The 17,862-nt window shown below is 60.7% G+C and carries 15 protein-coding genes; 12 read left to right on the top strand and 3 right to left on the bottom strand.

All coding sequences use genetic code 11. The features are described 5' to 3' along the window. Positions 1–26: 26 nt before the first annotated feature. A complete protein-coding gene (locus GIW02_RS17875; RefSeq protein ID WP_236410675.1) occupies positions 27–1,001 on the top strand; it encodes an alpha/beta hydrolase family protein in 975 nt (324 codons plus the stop codon). A gap of 144 nt (positions 1,002–1,145) precedes the next feature. Here the strand turns inward: GIW02_RS17875 and GIW02_RS17870 are convergent, their stop codons facing one another. From GIW02_RS17870 to GIW02_RS17860, 3 genes are read right to left on the bottom strand one after another with little or no spacing between them, the layout of a single operon-like run. After that, positions 1,146–1,913 (bottom strand): TerB family tellurite resistance protein, encoded by a 768-nt coding sequence (locus GIW02_RS17870; protein WP_236410676.1) that lies wholly within the window; start codon positions 1,911–1,913, stop codon positions 1,146–1,148. Position 1,914: 1 nt separating this feature from the next. Then, positions 1,915–2,589, bottom strand: coding sequence for an N-acetylmuramate alpha-1-phosphate uridylyltransferase MurU (gene murU, locus GIW02_RS17865; protein ID WP_236410677.1), 675 nt, complete (start codon positions 2,587–2,589; stop codon positions 1,915–1,917). Further along, on the bottom strand, positions 2,586–3,611 hold the full coding sequence (locus GIW02_RS17860) for a phosphotransferase (protein ID WP_236410678.1): 1,026 nt from the start codon (positions 3,609–3,611) through the stop codon (positions 2,586–2,588). Before GIW02_RS17860 ends, murU begins: the two co-directional genes overlap by 4 nt. A 130-nt stretch (positions 3,612–3,741) precedes the next feature. On the opposite strand from GIW02_RS17860, the gene GIW02_RS17855 reads away from it, so the two are divergent. The 11 genes from GIW02_RS17855 to GIW02_RS17805 all read left to right on the top strand — a co-directional run bounded on the left by GIW02_RS17855 (position 3,742) and on the right by GIW02_RS17805 (position 17,745). After that, positions 3,742–6,516 (top strand): LPS-assembly protein LptD, encoded by a 2,775-nt coding sequence (locus GIW02_RS17855; RefSeq protein WP_236410679.1) that lies wholly within the window; start codon positions 3,742–3,744, stop codon positions 6,514–6,516. Next, positions 6,491–7,831 carry a peptidylprolyl isomerase gene (locus tag GIW02_RS17850; protein WP_236410680.1) on the top strand — a complete coding sequence of 447 codons (1,341 nt, stop codon included), beginning with the start codon at positions 6,491–6,493 and terminating at the stop codon, positions 7,829–7,831. The genes GIW02_RS17855 and GIW02_RS17850 overlap by 26 nt, the downstream gene beginning before the upstream one ends. Next, positions 7,828–8,817 (top strand): 4-hydroxythreonine-4-phosphate dehydrogenase PdxA, encoded by a 990-nt coding sequence (pdxA, locus tag GIW02_RS17845; RefSeq protein WP_236410681.1) that lies wholly within the window; start codon positions 7,828–7,830, stop codon positions 8,815–8,817. Before GIW02_RS17850 ends, pdxA begins: the two co-directional genes overlap by 4 nt. Next, entirely contained in the window at positions 8,814–9,626 is an 813-nt protein-coding gene (rsmA, locus tag GIW02_RS17840; RefSeq protein ID WP_236410682.1) for a 16S rRNA (adenine(1518)-N(6)/adenine(1519)-N(6))-dimethyltransferase RsmA, read from the top strand. The genes pdxA and rsmA overlap by 4 nt, the downstream gene beginning before the upstream one ends. Before the next feature lie 103 nt (positions 9,627–9,729). After that, positions 9,730–10,110 carry a Co2+/Mg2+ efflux protein ApaG gene (apaG, locus tag GIW02_RS17835; RefSeq protein WP_236410683.1) on the top strand — a complete coding sequence of 127 codons (381 nt, stop codon included), beginning with the start codon at positions 9,730–9,732 and terminating at the stop codon, positions 10,108–10,110. Then, on the top strand, positions 10,110–10,958 hold the full coding sequence (locus GIW02_RS17830) for a symmetrical bis(5'-nucleosyl)-tetraphosphatase (RefSeq protein WP_236410684.1): 849 nt from the start codon (positions 10,110–10,112) through the stop codon (positions 10,956–10,958). The genes apaG and GIW02_RS17830 overlap by 1 nt, the downstream gene beginning before the upstream one ends. A 9-nt stretch (positions 10,959–10,967) precedes the next feature. Then, positions 10,968–11,297: a thiosulfate sulfurtransferase GlpE gene (gene glpE / locus GIW02_RS17825; RefSeq protein ID WP_236410685.1), complete on the top strand. Its 330-nt coding sequence runs from the start codon at positions 10,968–10,970 to the stop codon at positions 11,295–11,297. A 285-nt stretch (positions 11,298–11,582) separates the two neighbouring features. Continuing rightward, positions 11,583–13,505, top strand: coding sequence for a PrkA family serine protein kinase (locus GIW02_RS17820; RefSeq protein ID WP_003194732.1), 1,923 nt, complete (start codon positions 11,583–11,585; stop codon positions 13,503–13,505). A gap of 113 nt (positions 13,506–13,618) precedes the next feature. Next, positions 13,619–14,890, top strand: a complete 1,272-nt coding sequence (locus GIW02_RS17815; protein WP_017138057.1) for a YeaH/YhbH family protein — start codon at positions 13,619–13,621, stop codon at positions 14,888–14,890. Continuing rightward, positions 14,887–16,452, top strand: a complete 1,566-nt coding sequence (locus GIW02_RS17810; RefSeq protein ID WP_236410686.1) for a SpoVR family protein — start codon at positions 14,887–14,889, stop codon at positions 16,450–16,452. The genes GIW02_RS17815 and GIW02_RS17810 overlap by 4 nt, the downstream gene beginning before the upstream one ends. A gap of 63 nt (positions 16,453–16,515) precedes the next feature. Further along, positions 16,516–17,745 (top strand): multifunctional CCA addition/repair protein, encoded by a 1,230-nt coding sequence (locus GIW02_RS17805; RefSeq protein WP_236410687.1) that lies wholly within the window; start codon positions 16,516–16,518, stop codon positions 17,743–17,745. Positions 17,746–17,862 lie beyond the last annotated feature (117 nt).

The raw sequence follows: 17,862 nt of genomic DNA, 5'->3' as shown, positions 1-17,862 counted from the left end.
GAATCACTTCTGGCCGGAAATTCACGATGCCACTTCGAAACCGTTCGGCACTGCCAGCATTGTGCCTGTCACTCCTCTTTACCAGTGCCTTTTCTGTGCAAGCCGCAGAGGCGCCTGCGCCGGCCGAGGAAAAACCCGTCGAGCGCCAGCCCCTGCCTGAGCGTAGCCTGGAAGAGGCCAGCGCCCTGGAGCGCAAAATCCCGCAACAGGAACAGCAGCAGTTGCAGGCTGGCAGCGATTCATTCCTCGCCTTGTGGAAACCGGCCAATAGCGCCGAGCCGGAAGGCGTGGTGATTATCGTACCGGGCGCCGGCGAAAATGCTGACTGGCCGCAAGCAATCGGCCCGTTGCGCAGCAAATTGCCGGCGGCCAATTGGGGCACGCTCAGCCTCTCGCTGCCGGACATCAGCGTGGACACCCTGCCTCCGCGCGTTGCGCAAGCGCCTGCGGCCACCGTTGATACCAGTAGCAAAGAGGCGAGCACCGCCGACAACCCGATCGAGCAGGCCGCCAGCGCCGAAGCCGAAGGCACCGACCCGGCGGTGGTCCCCGGTGCCGACGAGCAAGACAAAACCGACGCCTCGCGCATCTTCGCGCGCATCGATGCCGCCGTGGCCTTCGCCCAGACCCAGGGCGCCCGCAGCGTGGTGCTCGCCGGCCACGGCACCGGTGCCTGGTGGGCTGCGCGGTACTTGAGCGAGAAGCAACCGTCCCAGGTGCAGAAATTCGTCATGATCGCCGGCAAAACACCGGCGGCGCGCAAGCCGGACCTGCAGCAACTGGCACCGACCTTGAAGGTGCCGACGGCGGACGTGTTCTACCAGGACGCTGCCCAGGATCGCAAAAACGCACAAGAGCGCGCCCAGGCCGCTAAGCGCGGTAAAAATGACGGCTATAAACAGGTGTCGCTCAAGACCCTGCCCGGCAACAGTGCTGCCGAGCAGGAGCATCTGTATCGCCGGGTTCGTGGGTGGTTGAGTCCGCAGGCAACTGCCGACTGAACGCCTATTCCAACTCCGCAGCAGATCACCTGTGGGAGCGGGCTTGCTCGCGAATGCAGTCTGTCAGTTGATGAATGAGTCGACTGACACTGCGCATTCGCGAGCAAGCCCGCTCCCACATTGGATTGGGTTATCACATAACTTTCAGCGGAAATCCCGGCGCTCGCGAATCAACGCATAGGCATTGTGCAGTTCGCGGGTGCGCTCGGTGGCCTCGCGCACTTGTGTGGGGGAAGCGCCACTGCCGGCCACCTTGTCCGGGTGGTGGCGGCTGAGCAGGCGGCGATAAGCGCGCTTGATTGCCGATGGCTCGGTGGTGGCCGTCACGCCGAGCAGGCGCAACGCATCCTGATAACTGCCCCCCCGATTGACCAGCGGCTTGCGTTCCGGCGTGTAGTCAGCGGCCAGCGCCTGCAGCTGTTGCGGCGTCCAGCCCAGCCACTTGCCCCAGAGGTCGATCAGGTCGCGCTCGGCGTCGTCCGCCTTGCCGTCCGCCCAGACCATCCGCCAGCACGCACGCAACACACCTTCCGCTGCATGGGGTTGGGTCTTGAGCGCACGCAGGTAGCTGCGCACCCGGTCGGTGCCGGACTTGCCACGGTTGAACGCCGCAATTGCACGGCGCTGGGCCGACTCGGTCATGTCCAGCGCGCGCATTTCTTGCCGCGCCTGCTGAATATGCCCATCCACCACGCGCCCGCCGCTCTTGGCCAGGCGCCCCAGCAGCACAAACAACAGTTCATCGTTGCGCAACGCCGTGCGCCCGCCGAGGCGTTCGCGTAATTGCGCCCAACTCTGCAGTTGCATGCGGCGGTCCAGCGCCTGCCCCAACAGCGCACCCAGCAAGGCCCCCGGAATACTGGCGATAGCAAAGCCAGCCCCGGCGCCGATCAGCGTCCCTGGCCACAACATGCTACTGGCCCGCTGTCAGCAGGGTCTCGACTTGCGCCAGGCGCTCCAGCGTGCCGACATCAATCCAGCGTCCCGCCATGTGTTCCCCCGTTACCAAACCTTTCGCCATGGCCGCACGCAACAGCGGCGCCAGCTTGAAGGCACCGGCGCTGCAACCCGCGAACAACGCGGGGTCGAGCACTGAAATGCCACTGAAGGTCAGGTTATCGGCACCGGGCGCCGCATCATGAAGCAAACCCTGATCAAGGTAGAAATCCCCGCCCGAAGGGTGATGCGCCGGGTTGTCGACCATCACCAGGTGGGCCAGCCCCTGGAGCGGTTGGCGCAAACGGGTGAAGTCGTAATCGGTCCAGATGTCGCCATTGACCACCAGGAACGGCTCATCCCCCAACAGCGGCAAGGCCTGGAAAATCCCGCCGCCGGTTTCCAGCGGCTCGCCCTCCGGGGAGTAGCGGATGCGCAAGCCAAACTGCGCACCATCGCCCAAGTAGCTTTCGATCTGCTGACCCAGCCAGGCATGGTTGATCACGATATCGGTGAAGCCAGCCTTGGCCAGCGCCTCCAGGTGATACTCGATCAGCCGCTTGCCGCCGGCCTGCACCAGCGGCTTGGGCGTGTGCAGGGTGAGCGGGCGCATCCGCTCGCCCTTGCCCGCCGCCAGGATCATCGCCTTCATAGGCTGGCCTCGGTCGGTTGGCGCAGGCTGGTCAGCAGTTCAGCCAATTCGCTCAACTCCGGACGTTCGGCCAGCACTGCTTCTATATAAGCAAAGAAGCGCGGCACGTCGGCCAGGTAGCGCGGCTTGCCGTCGCGATGGCAGATACGCGCGAAGATGCCGATGACCTTGAGGTGGCGCTGCACGCCCATCAAGTCGCTGGCACGCAGGAAGTCGTCGAAATCGGCCTGCACGGGAATCCCGGCCTGCACCGCACGCTCCCAGTAACCGCGCTGCCATTCGCGCACGCGGGCCTGGGGCCAGCTGAGGAAGGCGTCCTTGAACAGGCAGGTGATGTCGTAGGTCACCGGGCCGTACACCGCGTCCTGAAAATCCAGCACGCCGGGGTTCGGCTCGCTGATCATCAGGTTGCGCGGCATATAGTCGCGATGCACCAGCACTTTCGGCTGCGCCAGGGCACTGTCGATCAACTGGTCACTGGCACGCTGCCAAAGCGCTTGTTGCTGTGTATCCAACTCGATACCCAGGTGCCGGCGCACGTACCACTCCGGGAACAATTCCAGCTCGCGGCGCAGCAAGGCCACGTCATAACTGGGCAGCGGCGCGTCCATCGGCAATTGCTGAAAAGCCAGTAAGGCATCGATGGCATCGGCAAACAATTGATCGGCGTTTTGCGCGTCAATCACGTCCAGATAGGTCTTTGTGCCCAGGTCATTGAGCAAAAGAAAGCCTCGCGACAAATCTTCTGCATAAATTTTTGGAACATTTATGCCTGACTTTGCCAATAAATCGGCGATATCGACGAAAGGTTTGCAGTTTTCCTGGGGGGGTGGGGCGTCCATTACCACGAAGGTACGACCGCCGCCCTCCCACCGGAAATAGCGCCTGAAACTCGCGTCGCTGCTGGCCGCGGTCAATGTGGCCGGGGGTACGACACCCCAGCCTTGAGCGTTGAAAAGGATCGGCAACTGCTCATCCAGCCAGACTTCCAGCTGTTGTAAACGTAGATCTTGCTCGGGCATTACAAGGGTCTCCGACGGCGCTAGCCGTCAAGCGGGTCATGCTTTATTATCACGCATCTTTTTCAGACCATCGAGAGGCGTGCGGCCCACACCGCGGGCAGATGGCACGCAGGAAGCCCGGACTAATAAGATGGCATTGAAATCCCCCGCGTTTCGTAGAAAATTTCCGTTGCTGGTAACCGGCAGTCTGCTGGCCATGCAACCCTTCGCCACCTCATTCGTGGTCGCCGCGGAACAGTATGACTGCTCAGTCTCTGCTTCGGGTGCCTGGGATTGCGCGCCAAAAACCGCCGCAGCCCCACTGCCACCGCGCCCGGTGCATGATGGCGCAGCCATCAGCTCGGCCAACAGCACGGCGCAAGCCGACACTGGTGGCAAAGCCGAGGCCGTGCCGCAGACCGCATTGGTCACCGACGCCAAGGGCCGAGGCCTGCGTTCGCGCAGTGCCGACTACAGCCACTTGGACTGGGTACCTCGTGAAAAGTTGACCGCAGCCCAGTTGGCCGAAACCGGCCCTTACTGCAGCGGCGCGTACATCGAGCCGATTCGTCCTGGCATGAACGACAAGACGAACAAGAGCGATGCGCCAACCTTCATCGGTGCCAAGGCCTCTCGTTACGAGCAGGAACAGCAAGTCGCAACCCTGGCCGGTGACGTCGTCATGCGCCAGGGCAGCATGCAGCTTGAAGCCGAAGAAGCCAGCCTGTACCAGGCCGAGAACCGTGGCGAGCTGAACGGCAATGTCCGTATGCGCGACAACGGTGCCTTGATCGTCGGCGACCACGCCGAGGTCCAGCTGGACACCGGCGCGGCTCAGGTCGACAACGCCGAATACGTGCTGCACAAGTCGCGCATCCGCGGTAACGCGCTGTACGCCAAACGCGCCGAAAACGCGATCATCCGTCTCAAGGACGGTACGTACACCACCTGCGAGCCGGACAGCAATGCCTGGCAGCTCAAGGGCAACAACATCACGTTGAACCCGGCCACCGGTTTCGGTACGGCCACCAACGCGACGTTGCGGATCAAGAACATCCCGATCCTGTACACGCCTTACATCTATTTCCCGATCGACGACCGTCGTCAGTCCGGCTTCCTGCCTCCGAGCTTCAGCAGCGGCAGCGAAACCGGCTTTACTCTGGTTACGCCGTACTACTTCAACCTGGCGCCAAACTACGACGCCACGTTGTACCCGCAATACATGACCAAGCGCGGCATGATGATGGAAGGCGAATTCCGCTACCTCACCAAGTCCAGCGAAGGCCAGTTCGGCGGCGCGTACCTGAACGACGACAACGACGAGCGCAAGCGTCAGACCGATTACGAAAAAACCCGCTACATGCTCAACTGGCAACACCAGGGCGGGTTGGATTCGCGTGTACTGACCCAGGTCGACTACACCACGATCAGCGACCCTTACTACTTCCAGGACCTCAAGTCCTACCAGGAAGGCGTCGAGAGCCAGGACTACGTCAACCAGCAGGGTTCCGTGACTTATCGCGGCGACACCTTCAAGGCACGTCTGAACCTGCAGGCCTACCAGCTGGCAACGATTTCCCAGGTCACCCCGTATGACCGCCTGCCGCAGATCACCTTCAACGGTGCCCTGCCGTACCATCCGGGTGGTTTGAACTTCAGCTACGAGACTGAAGCCGTACGCTTCGACCGTGACCTGGAGAACGGCACCTTCACCAATGAAGATGGCGAAGTCGAGCGTCGCCTGGACACCTACGTACGCGGCCTGACCCGTGCGAACGGTACCCGCTTGAACGTCGCACCAGCCGTCGAATACCCGATGAACTGGAGCTACGGTTTTGTAACGCCCAAGCTCAAGTACGTGTACACCAAGTACGACCTGGACCTCGACTCCATTGGCAAGAATACGCTGGCGGCGGGAGACAAGTTCAAAAGCTCCCAAGACCGTGCGGTACCGATTGCCAGCGTCGACAGCGGCCTGTACTTCGATCGCAACACCAACTGGTTCGGCACCAACTATCGCCAGACCCTCGAACCGCGCGCGTTCTACCTGTACGTACCGGACAAGGACCAGAGCGACATCCCGGTCTTTGATACCAGCGAGTACTCGTTCAGCTACGCGTCGCTGTTCCGTGACAACCGCTTCAGCGGCTCCGACCGTATCGGCGACGAAAACAAGCTGTCCCTGGGCTTGACCAGCCGCTGGATCGAAGACAACGGCTTCGAGCGTCAACGCGTATCCGTGGGCCAGGCGCTGTACTTCAAGGATCGTGAAGTTCAACTGCCGGGTATCCTGGCGTCCCAGCGTGACGACGCACGTTCCGACGTGTCGCCAGTCGCCCTGGACTACGAGTTCCGCTTCAACCGCGACTGGCGCGCCACTGCCGACTACAACTGGGATACCGAGAACCACAGTCCTCGTTCCGGCAGCGCGATGCTTCACTACCAGCCGGAAGACAACCCGAACAAGATCATCAACGTCGGTTACCGCTATCGTAACGACCAGGTCGTCTACAACCAGCTGACCGGCAAATGGCAGTTCGGTGGCGATTATGGCCAGCCAGGCGACGAGAACTACGTGAAGGATTACTACAAAATCCAGCAACACGACTTCTCGATGATGTGGCCGATCATTCCACAATGGAACCTGATCACCCGCTGGCAGTATGACTACGCTCGCAACCGTACCCTGGAAGCCTTCGGTGGTTTCGAGTACGACAACTGCTGCTGGAAACTGCGCCTGATCAACCGTTACTGGGTTTCCAACGACGAATACAGCCAGATCGCCCCGCTTAACGAAAAGGGTGACCACGGGCTCTTCCTGCAGATCGTCCTTAAAGGACTCGGCGGCCTGACCGGCGCCAAGGTAGAGAGCTTCCTCGACAAAGGCATTGAAGGTTATCGTGAACGTGAAGACCAAGCTTTCTGATTGTCTGCGCCCGCTAGTGCTGGGCGCGCTGTTCCTGGGTACCGCATCGGCGCACGCTGCGGTTCAAGAACTGGATAAGGTAGTGGCCATCGTCGATAACGACGTGATCATGCAGAGCCAACTGGACCAACGCGTCAAGGAAGTTCAGCAAACCATCGCCAAGCGTGGCGGTGGTGTGCCACCGACCAGCGTCCTGGACCAGCAGGTGCTGGAGCGCCTGATCGTCGAAAACCTGCAACTGCAGATTGGCGATCGTTCCGGCATCCGTATTTCGGACGAAGAACTGAACCAGGCCGTAGGCACCATTGCCCAGCGCAACAACATGAGCATTGACCAGTTCCGCGCCGCCCTGGCCCACGACGGTTTGTCCTATGAGGACGCCCGTGACCAGATCCGCCGTGAAATGATCATCAGCCGTGTGCGTCAGCGCCGTGTGGCCGAGCGGGTTCAAGTGTCCGAACAGGAAGTGAAGAACTTCCTGGCCTCGGACCTGGGCAAGATGCAGCTTTCCGAAGAACTGCACCTGGCCAACATCCTGATCCCGACCCCGGACAGCGCAAACTCCGAGCAACTCAATGCGGCGGCGGCAAAAACCCAGGCTGTCTATGATCGCCTCAAGGCGGGTGCCGACTTTGCCCAGACGGCTATCGCCGTGTCCGGCAGCGACAACGCCCTCGAAGGCGGTGACATGGGCTGGCGTAAAGCCGCTCAACTGCCACCTCCGTTCGACCGCGAGCTGAGCGCCATGGAAGTCGGTGGCATCACTCAGCCAGCGCGCACCCCAGGCGGCTTCATCATTCTCAAGTTGCTGGAGCGCCGTGGCGGCGAGACCTCGCTGAAAGACGAAGTGCATGTTCGTCATATCCTGGTCAAACCAAGCGAAATCCGCACCGAAGCACAAACCAAGGAACTGGCCCAGAAGATCTACGACCGCATCGAAAGCGGTGAAGACTTTGCCACCCTGGCCAAGAGCTTCTCGGAAGATCCAGGTTCTGCCCTCAACGGCGGCGACCTCAACTGGATCGACCCGAAAGCCCTGGTGCCGGAGTTCCAGCAGGTGATGGCCGATACCCCACAAGGCGTATTGTCCAAGCCGTTCAAGACCCAATATGGCTGGCACGTGCTGGAAGTCCTTGGCCGTCGCGCCACCGACAACACCAGCCAGGCCCGCGAGCAACAAGCACTGAACGTGCTGCGTAACCGCAAGTACGACGAAGAGCTGCAAACCTGGTTGCGTCAGATCCGTGACGAAGCCTACGTAGAGAACAAGCTGCCAGGCGCCGAGCAAACAGGCACCGACCAGGCCACCCAGTGAAACCCCAGCGTTTCGCGGTGACACCCGGCGAGCCGGCCGGCATAGGTCCAGACCTGTGCCTGCTGCTCGCCTCGCAACTCCAGCCACACCCCCTGATTGCCATTACCAGCCGCGACCTGCTCCTTGAGCGGGCCGCGCAGCTGGGTGTGGCTGTCGACTTGCTGGACGTGGCACCGGGCAACTGGCCCGACCTGCCAGCCCCCGCCGGCAGTTTGTACGTGTGGGACACCCCGCTGGCGACCCCGGTGGTTGCCGGGCAACTGGACACAGCCAACGCCGCGTTCGTCCTGCAAACCCTGACCCGCGCAGGCCTTGGCTGCCTCAACGGCGACTTCGCCGGCATGATCACCGCCCCGGTGCACAAGGGCGTGATCAACGAATCCGGTATCGCCTTTTCCGGCCATACCGAATTCCTCGCAGAACTGACCCATACCGAACAAGTCGTGATGATGCTGGCCACACGCGGCCTGCGCGTCGCGCTGGTGACCACTCACCTGCCGCTGCGCGATATCGCTGACGCCATCACCGTCGAGCGCCTGGAGCGCGTCACGCGCATCCTGCATGCCGACCTGCAACACAAATTCGGCATTGCCCAACCGCGCATCCTGGTCTGCGGGCTCAACCCGCACGCCGGTGAAGGCGGCCACTTGGGCCATGAAGAAATCGACATCATCGAACCAACCCTGGAGCGTCTGCGCCAAGAAGGCATGGACCTGCGCGGCCCACTGCCTGCGGACACTCTGTTTACCCCCAAATATCTGGAGCACTGCGACGCAGTGCTGGCGATGTACCATGACCAGGGGCTGCCGGTGCTGAAATACAAAGGCTTCGGCGCCGCCGTCAACGTGACACTGGGCCTGCCGATCATCCGTACCTCCGTCGACCATGGCACTGCCCTGGACCTGGCGGGCAGCGGCAAGATCGATACCGGCAGCCTGCACGTGGCCCTGGAAACCGCCTATCAGATGGCCGAGACCCGTATATGACCGAGCATTACCAACACCGGGCGCGCAAGCGCTTCGGGCAAAACTTCCTGCACGACGCTGGCGTGATCGACCGCATCCTGCGCTCCATCCATGCCAAGCCCGAAGACCGCCTGCTGGAAATCGGCCCGGGCCAGGGCGCGCTGACCCAAGGCCTGTTGGCCAGTGGCGGACAACTGGACGTAGTAGAGCTGGACAAGGACCTGATCCCGATCCTCAACCAGCAGTTCGCCGGCAAGCCCAATTTCAACCTGCACCAGGGCGATGCGCTGAAGTTCGACTTCAACAGCCTCAACGCCGCGCCTAACAGCCTGCGTGTGGTCGGCAACCTGCCGTATAACATCTCCACGCCGCTGATTTTTCACCTGCTGAACAACGCAGGAATCATCCGCGACATGCACTTCATGCTGCAAAAAGAAGTGGTAGAGCGCCTGGCCGCAGGCCCAGGTGGCGGCGACTGGGGTCGCCTGTCGATCATGGTTCAGTACCACTGCCGCGTCGAACACCTGTTCAACGTCGGCCCTGGCGCGTTCAACCCGCCGCCCAAAGTCGACTCGGCCATCGTGCGCCTGGTGCCTCACGCGGTACTCCCGCACCCGGCCAAGGATCACAAACTGCTCGAGCGTGTAGTACGCGAAGCGTTCAACCAGCGCCGCAAGACCCTTCGCAACACGCTCAAGGCGCTGTTGAGCAACGCCGAGATCGAAGCGGCTGGCGTCGACGGCAGCCTGCGCCCCGAGCAACTGGACCTGGCCGCCTTCGTGCGCCTGGCCGACCAGCTTGCCATCCAGCCAGCGCCAGTCGCCGACTGAGGCACCCAGGCACGGCCAGACACATGTCTGGCCTACTGCCCACCTCTTGGCCTAGACTGATCCGCATCTGCTGTCCTCCGCTTTTGCTTTTAAGGCCTCTTGCATGTCCGATCCTCGCTATCAGATTGACGTCAGCGTCGTGACCCGCTTCCTGGCGGACCAATCGCAACCTGAACAGAACCGCTTTGCCTTTGCGTACACCATCACGGTGAAAAACAACGGGTCGGTGCCGGCCAAGCTGCTCTCACGCCACTGGGTGATCACCGACGGTGACGGCCAGGTCGAAGAGGTTCGCGGCGCAGGCGTAGTCGGTCAGCAACCGTTGATCGACATTGGCGCCAGCCACACCTATAGCAGCGGCACGGTCATGACCTCCAAGGTCGGCACCATGCAAGGCTCCTATCAGATGAAAGCCACCGACGGCCAACTGTTCGACGCCGTGATTGCGCCCTTCCGTCTCGCCGTGCCGGGAGCCCTGCACTGATGGCGACCTACGCGGTCGGTGACCTGCAAGGCTGCCTGGAACCCCTCAAGTGCCTGCTTGAGCGTGTAGCATTCAACCCGCTCAACGATCGCCTGTGGTTAGTGGGTGACCTGGTCAACCGTGGCCCCGCGTCCCTGGAAACCCTGCGTTATCTCTATAGCCTGCGTGATTCACTGGTGTGCGTGCTGGGCAACCACGACCTGCACCTGTTGGCCGCCGGCAATAACATCGAGCGCTTGAAGAAAGGCGACACCCTGCGCGAAATCCTCGAAGCGCCCGACCGCGCCGAGCTGCTGGATTGGCTACGCCGACAAAAAATCATGCATTACGACGAGCGCCGCAACATGGCGCTGGTGCACGCAGGCATCCCGCCTCAGTGGACGCTGAAAAAAGCCCTCAAGTGCGCCGCCGAAGTCGAGAGCACCCTGGCCGACGACAACCTGTACACCCGCTACCTCGACGGTATGTACGGCAACGAACCGGTGAAGTGGGACAACGACCTGACCGGCGTCGCACGCTTGCGAGTGATCACCAACTACTTCACGCGCATGCGCTTCTGCACCGCCGACGGCAAGCTCGACCTCAAGAGCAAGGAAGGCGCCGACACCGCCTTGCCCGGCTACAAGCCCTGGTTCGCGCACAAAGAACGCAAGACCCGTGACACGAAGATCGTCTTCGGCCACTGGGCAGCCCTCGAAGGCCAATGCAACGAACCCGGCGTATTCGCCCTCGACACCGGTTGCGTGTGGGGCGGCGCCATGACCCTGATGAACATCGACACCGGCGAGCGCCATCGCTGCCAGTGCGAATCCTCACTCCCCGTTACACTGCCGGCCGCCAAGCCATAGGAGCCCGCCATGAGCGAATTCAAACGTATCTCTCCCGAACAAGCCCAGGCCCTGCGCGAGCAAGGCGCCGTGGTGGTGGATATCCGCGACCAACCGACGTATGCGGCCGCCCACATCAACGGCGCCAAGCACTTGGACAACGTCAATATCGCTGATTTCATCCGCGCCGCCGACCTCGACGCGCCGCTGATCGTGGCCTGCTACCACGGCAACTCCAGCCAGAGCGCAGCCGCCTACCTGATCAGCCAGGGCTTCAGCGACGTCTATAGCCTGGACGGCGGCTTTGAGCTGTGGCGTACGACCTATCCTGAGGAAATTGCCGCGGGCGATTCGCAATAATTTTTTTCACACCCCGCTACCCCGCGTGACGCTTGGGCTCGCGCCGTTTCTGACGAACGGCGCAGCCAAACTAATTACGCATCGCGCCTTGACCTCCCCGATTCCAGACTATCCTTAATTGCAGGCCATCCGAATCAGGGGAGAGCCGGTACACCGGCGTGCGGGTCATCGGTAGCGTTTCAGGGTGTTCTGGGGGGAAAACGGCCATTGGCGTTCGCCACTGTCTGCCAGCATCGACTGATTGATCCGGCGTCGGCTCCACGTATCGAGCGAGGTGACGACGTCATGAGTATCTTTAGCCACTTCCAACAACGCTTCGCGTCCACGCAGCAGGAAGAACTCACGCTTCAAGAGTATCTCGAACTGTGCAAGCAGGACCGCAGCACCTACGCGTCTGCCGCCGAACGTCTGCTATTGGCGATTGGTGAGCCGGAGCTGGTGGAAACCGCCAATAATTCGCGCCTGTCGCGAATCTTTTCCAACAAGGTGATCCGCCGCTACCCGGCCTTTGAAGACTTCCACGGAATGGAAGAATGCATTGACCAGATCGTCTCCTACTTCCGCCATGCCGCCCAAGGCCTGGAAGAGAAGAAACAGATCCTCTACCTGCTCGGCCCTGTCGGCGGCGGCAAGTCGTCCCTGGCGGAAAAACTCAAACAACTGATCGAGAAGGTGCCCTTCTACGCCATCAAGGGTTCACCGGTCTTCGAGTCGCCCCTGGGCTTGTTCAACGCCACCGAAGATGGCGCGATCCTCGAGGAAGACTTCGGCATCCCAAGGCGCTATCTCAATACCATCATGTCGCCCTGGGCCACCAAACGCCTGGCCGAGTTTGGGGGTGATATCAGCCAGTTCCGCGTGGTCAAACTCTACCCTTCGATCCTCAACCAGATCGGCGTGGCCAAGACCGAACCGGGGGATGAGAACAACCAGGACATCTCGGCGCTGGTGGGCAAGGTCGATATCCGTAAGCTGGAAGAATTCCCGCAGAACGACGCCGATGCCTACAGCTACTCGGGCGCACTGTGCCGGGCCAACCAGGGCCTGATGGAGTTCGTGGAGATGTTCAAAGCGCCGATCAAGGTGCTGCACCCACTGCTCACCGCTACCCAGGAAGGCAACTACAACAGTACCGAAGGCCTGGGCGCGATTCCGTTCACCGGGATCCTGCTGGCTCACTCCAACGAATCGGAATGGCACACCTTCCGCAACAACAAGAACAACGAAGCCTTCATCGACCGGATTTACATCGTCAAGGTACCGTACTGCCTGCGGGTCAGCGACGAGATCAAGATCTACGACAAGCTGCTGTTCAACAGCTCCCTGGCCAAGGCCCATTGCGCGCCCGACACCCTCAAGATGCTCGCGCAGTTCACCGTGCTGTCGCGTCTCAAGGAGCCGGAAAACTCGAATATCTATTCGAAGATGCGCGTGTACGACGGCGAAAACCTCAAAGACACCGATCCCAAGGCCAAGTCGATCCAGGAGTACCGCGACACGGCGGGTGTGGATGAGGGCATGAACGGTCTGTCGACGCGCTTCGCGTTCAAGATCCTGTCCAAGGTCTTCAACTTCGACCCCCATGAGATCGCCGCCAACCCGGTGCACCTGCTCTATGTACTGGAGCAACAGATCGAACAGGAGCAATTCCAGGCCGAAACCCGCGAACGCTACCTGCGCTTCCTCAAGGAGTACCTGGCGCCGCGCTACATCGAGTTCATTGGCAAGGAAATCCAGACCGCCTACCTGGAGTCCTACAGCGAGTACGGCCAGAACATCTTCGACCGCTACGTGCTGTACGCAGACTTCTGGATCCAGGATCAGGAATACCGCGACCCGGAAACCGGCGAAATCCTCAACCGCGTGGCCCTCAACGAGGAGCTGGAAAAGATCGAAAAACCGGCGGGCATCAGCAATCCCAAGGATTTCCGCAACGAAATCGTCAACTTCGTGCTGCGCGCCCGTGCCAACAACAATGGCAAAAACCCCACTTGGCTCAGCTACGAAAAACTGCGGGTGGTCATCGAGAAGAAAATGTTCTCCAACACCGAGGACCTGCTGCCGGTCATCAGCTTCAATGCCAAGGCCAGCAAGGAGGATCAGCAAAAACACAACGACTTCGTCACACGAATGGTCGAGCGTGGCTACACCGACAAACAGGTACGGCTGCTCTCCGAGTGGTATCTGCGGGTTCGTAAATCGCAGTAAGGCAGCGACAAGCGCGGGCTGCCGGGCCATTGGCCTGGCGGCTGACCGCTTGTCTCTAAGCTTCCAGCTCGCGGCTTGAAGCTTGTAACGTGAAGCTGCCCGGAGGGCTCCCCATGAGCTATGTGATCGACCGACGCCTCAATGGCAAGAACAAGAGCACGGTAAACCGCCAGCGTTTCCTGCGGCGTTACCGTGACCACATCAAAAAGGCCGTTGAAGAGGCCGTCAGCCGCCGCTCTATTACCGACATGGAGCATGGCGAGCAAATCAGCATTCCCGGACGCGACATCGACGAACCGGTGCTGCACCACGGCCGCGGTGGCAAACAGACCGTCGTGCACCCAGGCAACAAGGAGTTCACCACCGGCGAACATATCCAGCGCCCCCAAGGCGGTGGCGGCGGTAAAGGGCCGGGCAAAGCGGGCAATTCCGGCGAAGGCATGGATGAGTTCGTGTTCCAGATCACCCAGGAAGAATTCCTCGAATTCATGTTCGAAGACCTCGAGCTGCCCAACCTGGTCAAGCGCAACCTGACCGGCACCGACACCTTCAAGACCGTGCGTGCCGGGATCAGCAACGAGGGCAACCCGTCCCGCATCAACATCATCCGCACCCTGCGCTCAGCCCATGCGCGGCGTATCGCCCTGTCGGGCAGCAGCCGCGCCAAGCTCAAGGAGGCCAAGGAAGAGTTGGCGCGCTTAAAACGCGAAGAACCGGACAACTTCGGCGATATCCAGCAGATCGAGGCAGAAATCGAGAAACTCAGCGCGCGCATTCACCGCGTGCCGTTCCTCGACACCTTTGACCTCAAGTACAACCTGCTGGTCAAGCAACCGAACCCCAGTTCCAAGGCCGTGATGTTCTGCCTGATGGACGTGTCCGGCTCGATGACCCAGGCGACCAAGGACATTGCCAAGCGCTTCTTTATCCTGCTGTACCTGTTCCTCAAGCGGAACTACGACAAGATCGACGTCGTCTTCATCCGCCATCACACCAGCGCCCGCGAAGTGGACGAAGAAGAGTTTTTCTACTCACGGGAAACCGGCGGCACCATCGTGTCCAGCGCGCTGAAGCTGATGCAGGAGATCATGGCTGAACGCTACCCGGCCAACGAATGGAATATCTACGCCGCCCAGGCGTCCGACGGCGATAACTGGAACGATGATTCACCGATCTGCCGCGACATCCTGATCAACCAGATCATGCCGTTTGTGCAGTACTACACCTACGTCGAAATCACTCCCCGTGAGCATCAAGCGCTGTGGTTTGAATATGAGCGCATCGGCGAAGCCTTTGCCGATACGTTCGCCCAGCAGCAACTGGTCTCGGCCGGCGATATCTACCCGGTCTTCCGTGAACTCTTCCAGCGCAGGTTAGTGACATGACCGCCAAAAAAGAGAATAAACGCCAACCCATTTCAACGGGCTCCGAATGGACCTTTGAACTGATCCAGGCCTACGACCGGGAAATCAGCCGCATCGCGGCCGGATATGCCCTGGACACCTACCCCAACCAGATCGAAGTGATCACCGCCGAGCAGATGATGGACGCCTACGCGTCCGTCGGCATGCCCTTGGGTTATCACCATTGGTCCTACGGCAAACACTTCCTCAGCACCGAGAAGTCCTACACCCGTGGCCAGATGGGCCTCGCCTACGAGATCGTGATCAATTCCGACCCCTGCATCGCCTATCTGATGGAAGAAAACACCATCTGCATGCAGGCACTGGTGGTGGCCCATGCCTGCTATGGGCATAACAGCTTCTTCAAGGGCAACTACCTGTTCCGCACCTGGACCGATGCCAGCTCGATCATCGACTACCTGGTGTTCGCCAAGCAGTACATCATGCAGTGCGAGGAGCGCCACGGTATCGACGCTGTGGAAGACTTGCTCGACTCCTGCCACGCCCTGATGAACTACGGGGTGGACCGCTACAAACGCCCGTATCCGATTTCCGCCGAGGAAGAACGCCTGCGCCAGAAGGAGCGCGAGGAGCACCTGCAGAAGCAGATCAACGACCTGTGGCGCACCATTCCTAAAAAAGCGGGTAAAAACAGCGACAAGGACAATGCTCGCTTCCCCGCCGAACCTCAGGAAAACATCCTGTACTTCCTCGAAAAGCACGCGCCGCTGCTTGAGCCGTGGCAGCGGGAAATCGTGCGCATCGTGCGCAAGATTGCCCAGTACTTTTACCCACAGCGCCAGACCCAGGTGATGAACGAAGGCTGGGCGACGTTCTGGCATTACACGCTGATGAATGACCTGTACGACGAGGGCCTCGTCACCGACGGCTTTATGATGGAATTCCTCACCTCACATACCAGCGTGGTGTTCCAGCCAGGCTTCGACAGCCCGTATTACAACGGCATAAACCCTTACGCGCTGGGCTTTGCCATGTACCGCGACATTCGGCGCATGTGCGAACACCCTACCGAGGAAGATCGCCGCTGGTTCCCGGAAATCGCCGGCAGCGATTGGCTGTCGACCATCAAGTTCGCCATGAGCAGCTTCAAGGACGAGAGCTTTATCCTGCAATACCTGTCGCCCCAAGTGATTCGCGACCTCAAGCTGTTCAGCATCCTCGACGACGACCTCAAGGACGACCTGCTGGTGCCAGCCATCCACGACGAGCCCGGCTACCGCACCATCCGCGAAACCCTGGCCGCGCAATACAACCTGGGCAACCGTGAGCCCAACGTGCAGATCTACAGCATTGACGTACGCGGCGATCGCTCGCTGACCCTGCGCCACCAGCAACACGACCGTAAACCCTTGGGCGAATCCACCGAGGAAGTGCTCAAGCACCTGCACCGGCTGTGGGGCTTCGATATCCACCTGGAGACCCTGCAAGGCGACCAGGTGATGAAAACCCACCATGTACCTCCACGCAGTGATCACAGCGATAACGACTACGGCCGCCTGGACCTGGCCGTCGTCCACCTCTGAAACAGCAAAGCCTCCATTGGTCAGGCACAGGCGGTATCCTGTGCCGCTAATGGAGGCTTTTTCATGAAAATCTATCAAGTCGGCGGGGCCGTACGTGACCGCCTGCTGGGCATCGAAGTTACCGACATTGACCGTGTCGTCGTCGGCGCCACCGCAGAAGAAATGCTCGCCAAGGGCTACAAGCCGGTAGGCGCTGATTTCCCGGTGTTCCTGGACCCGAAAAACGGCGACGAATACGCCCTCGCCCGCACCGAGCGCAAGAGCGGCCGGGGCTACGGCGGCTTTGTGTTTCACGCCAGCCCCGAGGTCACGCTGGAAGAAGACCTGACCCGCCGCGACCTGACCATTAACGCCATGGCGGAGGACGATGACGGCAACCTGACCGACCCTCATCATGGCCAGCATGATCTTGAAGCGCGCATTTTACGCCACGTATCGCCCGCTTTCGCCGAAGATCCTCTGCGCGTACTGCGCGTTGCGCGTTTTGCCGCGCGCTATGCGCATCTGGGTTTCACCGTAGCTGCAGAGACCTTGGAGCTGATGCGTCAGCTCAGTGAATCCGGTGAGCTGGAAGCCCTGACGCCTGAGCGCAGCTGGAAAGAAATATCCCGCGCATTGATGGAAGATCAGCCGCAGGTGTTTATCCAAATACTGCGCGACTGTCACGCGCTGAAAACCTTGATGCCGGAAGTGGATGCGCTGTTCGGCGTGCCACAGCCCGAAGCTCATCACCCCGAAATCGATACCGGCGTGCACACCTTGAGCGTGCTGGAACAGGCCGCCTTGCACAAACAGCCGCTGACGGTGCGCTGGGCCTGCCTGCTGCATGACCTGGGCAAGGGCCTGACGCCTGTGGATAAGTTGCCGCAGCATATTGCTCACGAACACACAGGTTTAAAACTGATCAAGGCGGTCAATGAGCGCTTCAAAGTGCCCAAGGACTGCCAGGAACTGGCGCTGCTGGTGGGCCAATATCATACCCATGGCCATCGCGCGCTGGAGCTGAAAGCCACGACGCTGCTGGAGTTGCTGCAGAGTTTTGACGTGTATCGCCGACCGCAGCGCTTTGAGGAATTTGTGGTGAGCTGCGAAATGGATGCGCGCGGCCGCAAAGGGCTGGAGCAAAGAAGTTATCCACAAGCAGAGTATTTACGCGGTGCAGCCAGGGTTGCGCGCGAAGTGGCGGTGGCACCGCTGCTGGAAAAGGGCTTCAAAGGCCCCGAGCTGGGCGAAGCGCTCAAGCGCGAACGGCTCAAAGCGCTGAAGGCCTACAAAGAACACCACAGCCGCTAGAAACCCGCCTTTTGTGGCGAGGGGGGGTTCTCCCCCTTGGGGGGGCGCCGCCCCCCCAAAACTCCCGCCGCCCGCCCCCCTGCCCGGGGAGACAACCCCCCCCCCCAAAAAAACACG

The organism is Pseudomonas syringae, assembly GCF_021606685.1.
GTDB lineage: Bacteria > Pseudomonadota > Gammaproteobacteria > Pseudomonadales > Pseudomonadaceae > Aquipseudomonas > Aquipseudomonas syringae_R.
The sequence above is the reverse complement of the archived record's forward strand: the minus strand, read 5'-3'. Positions and strand labels throughout refer to the sequence as shown.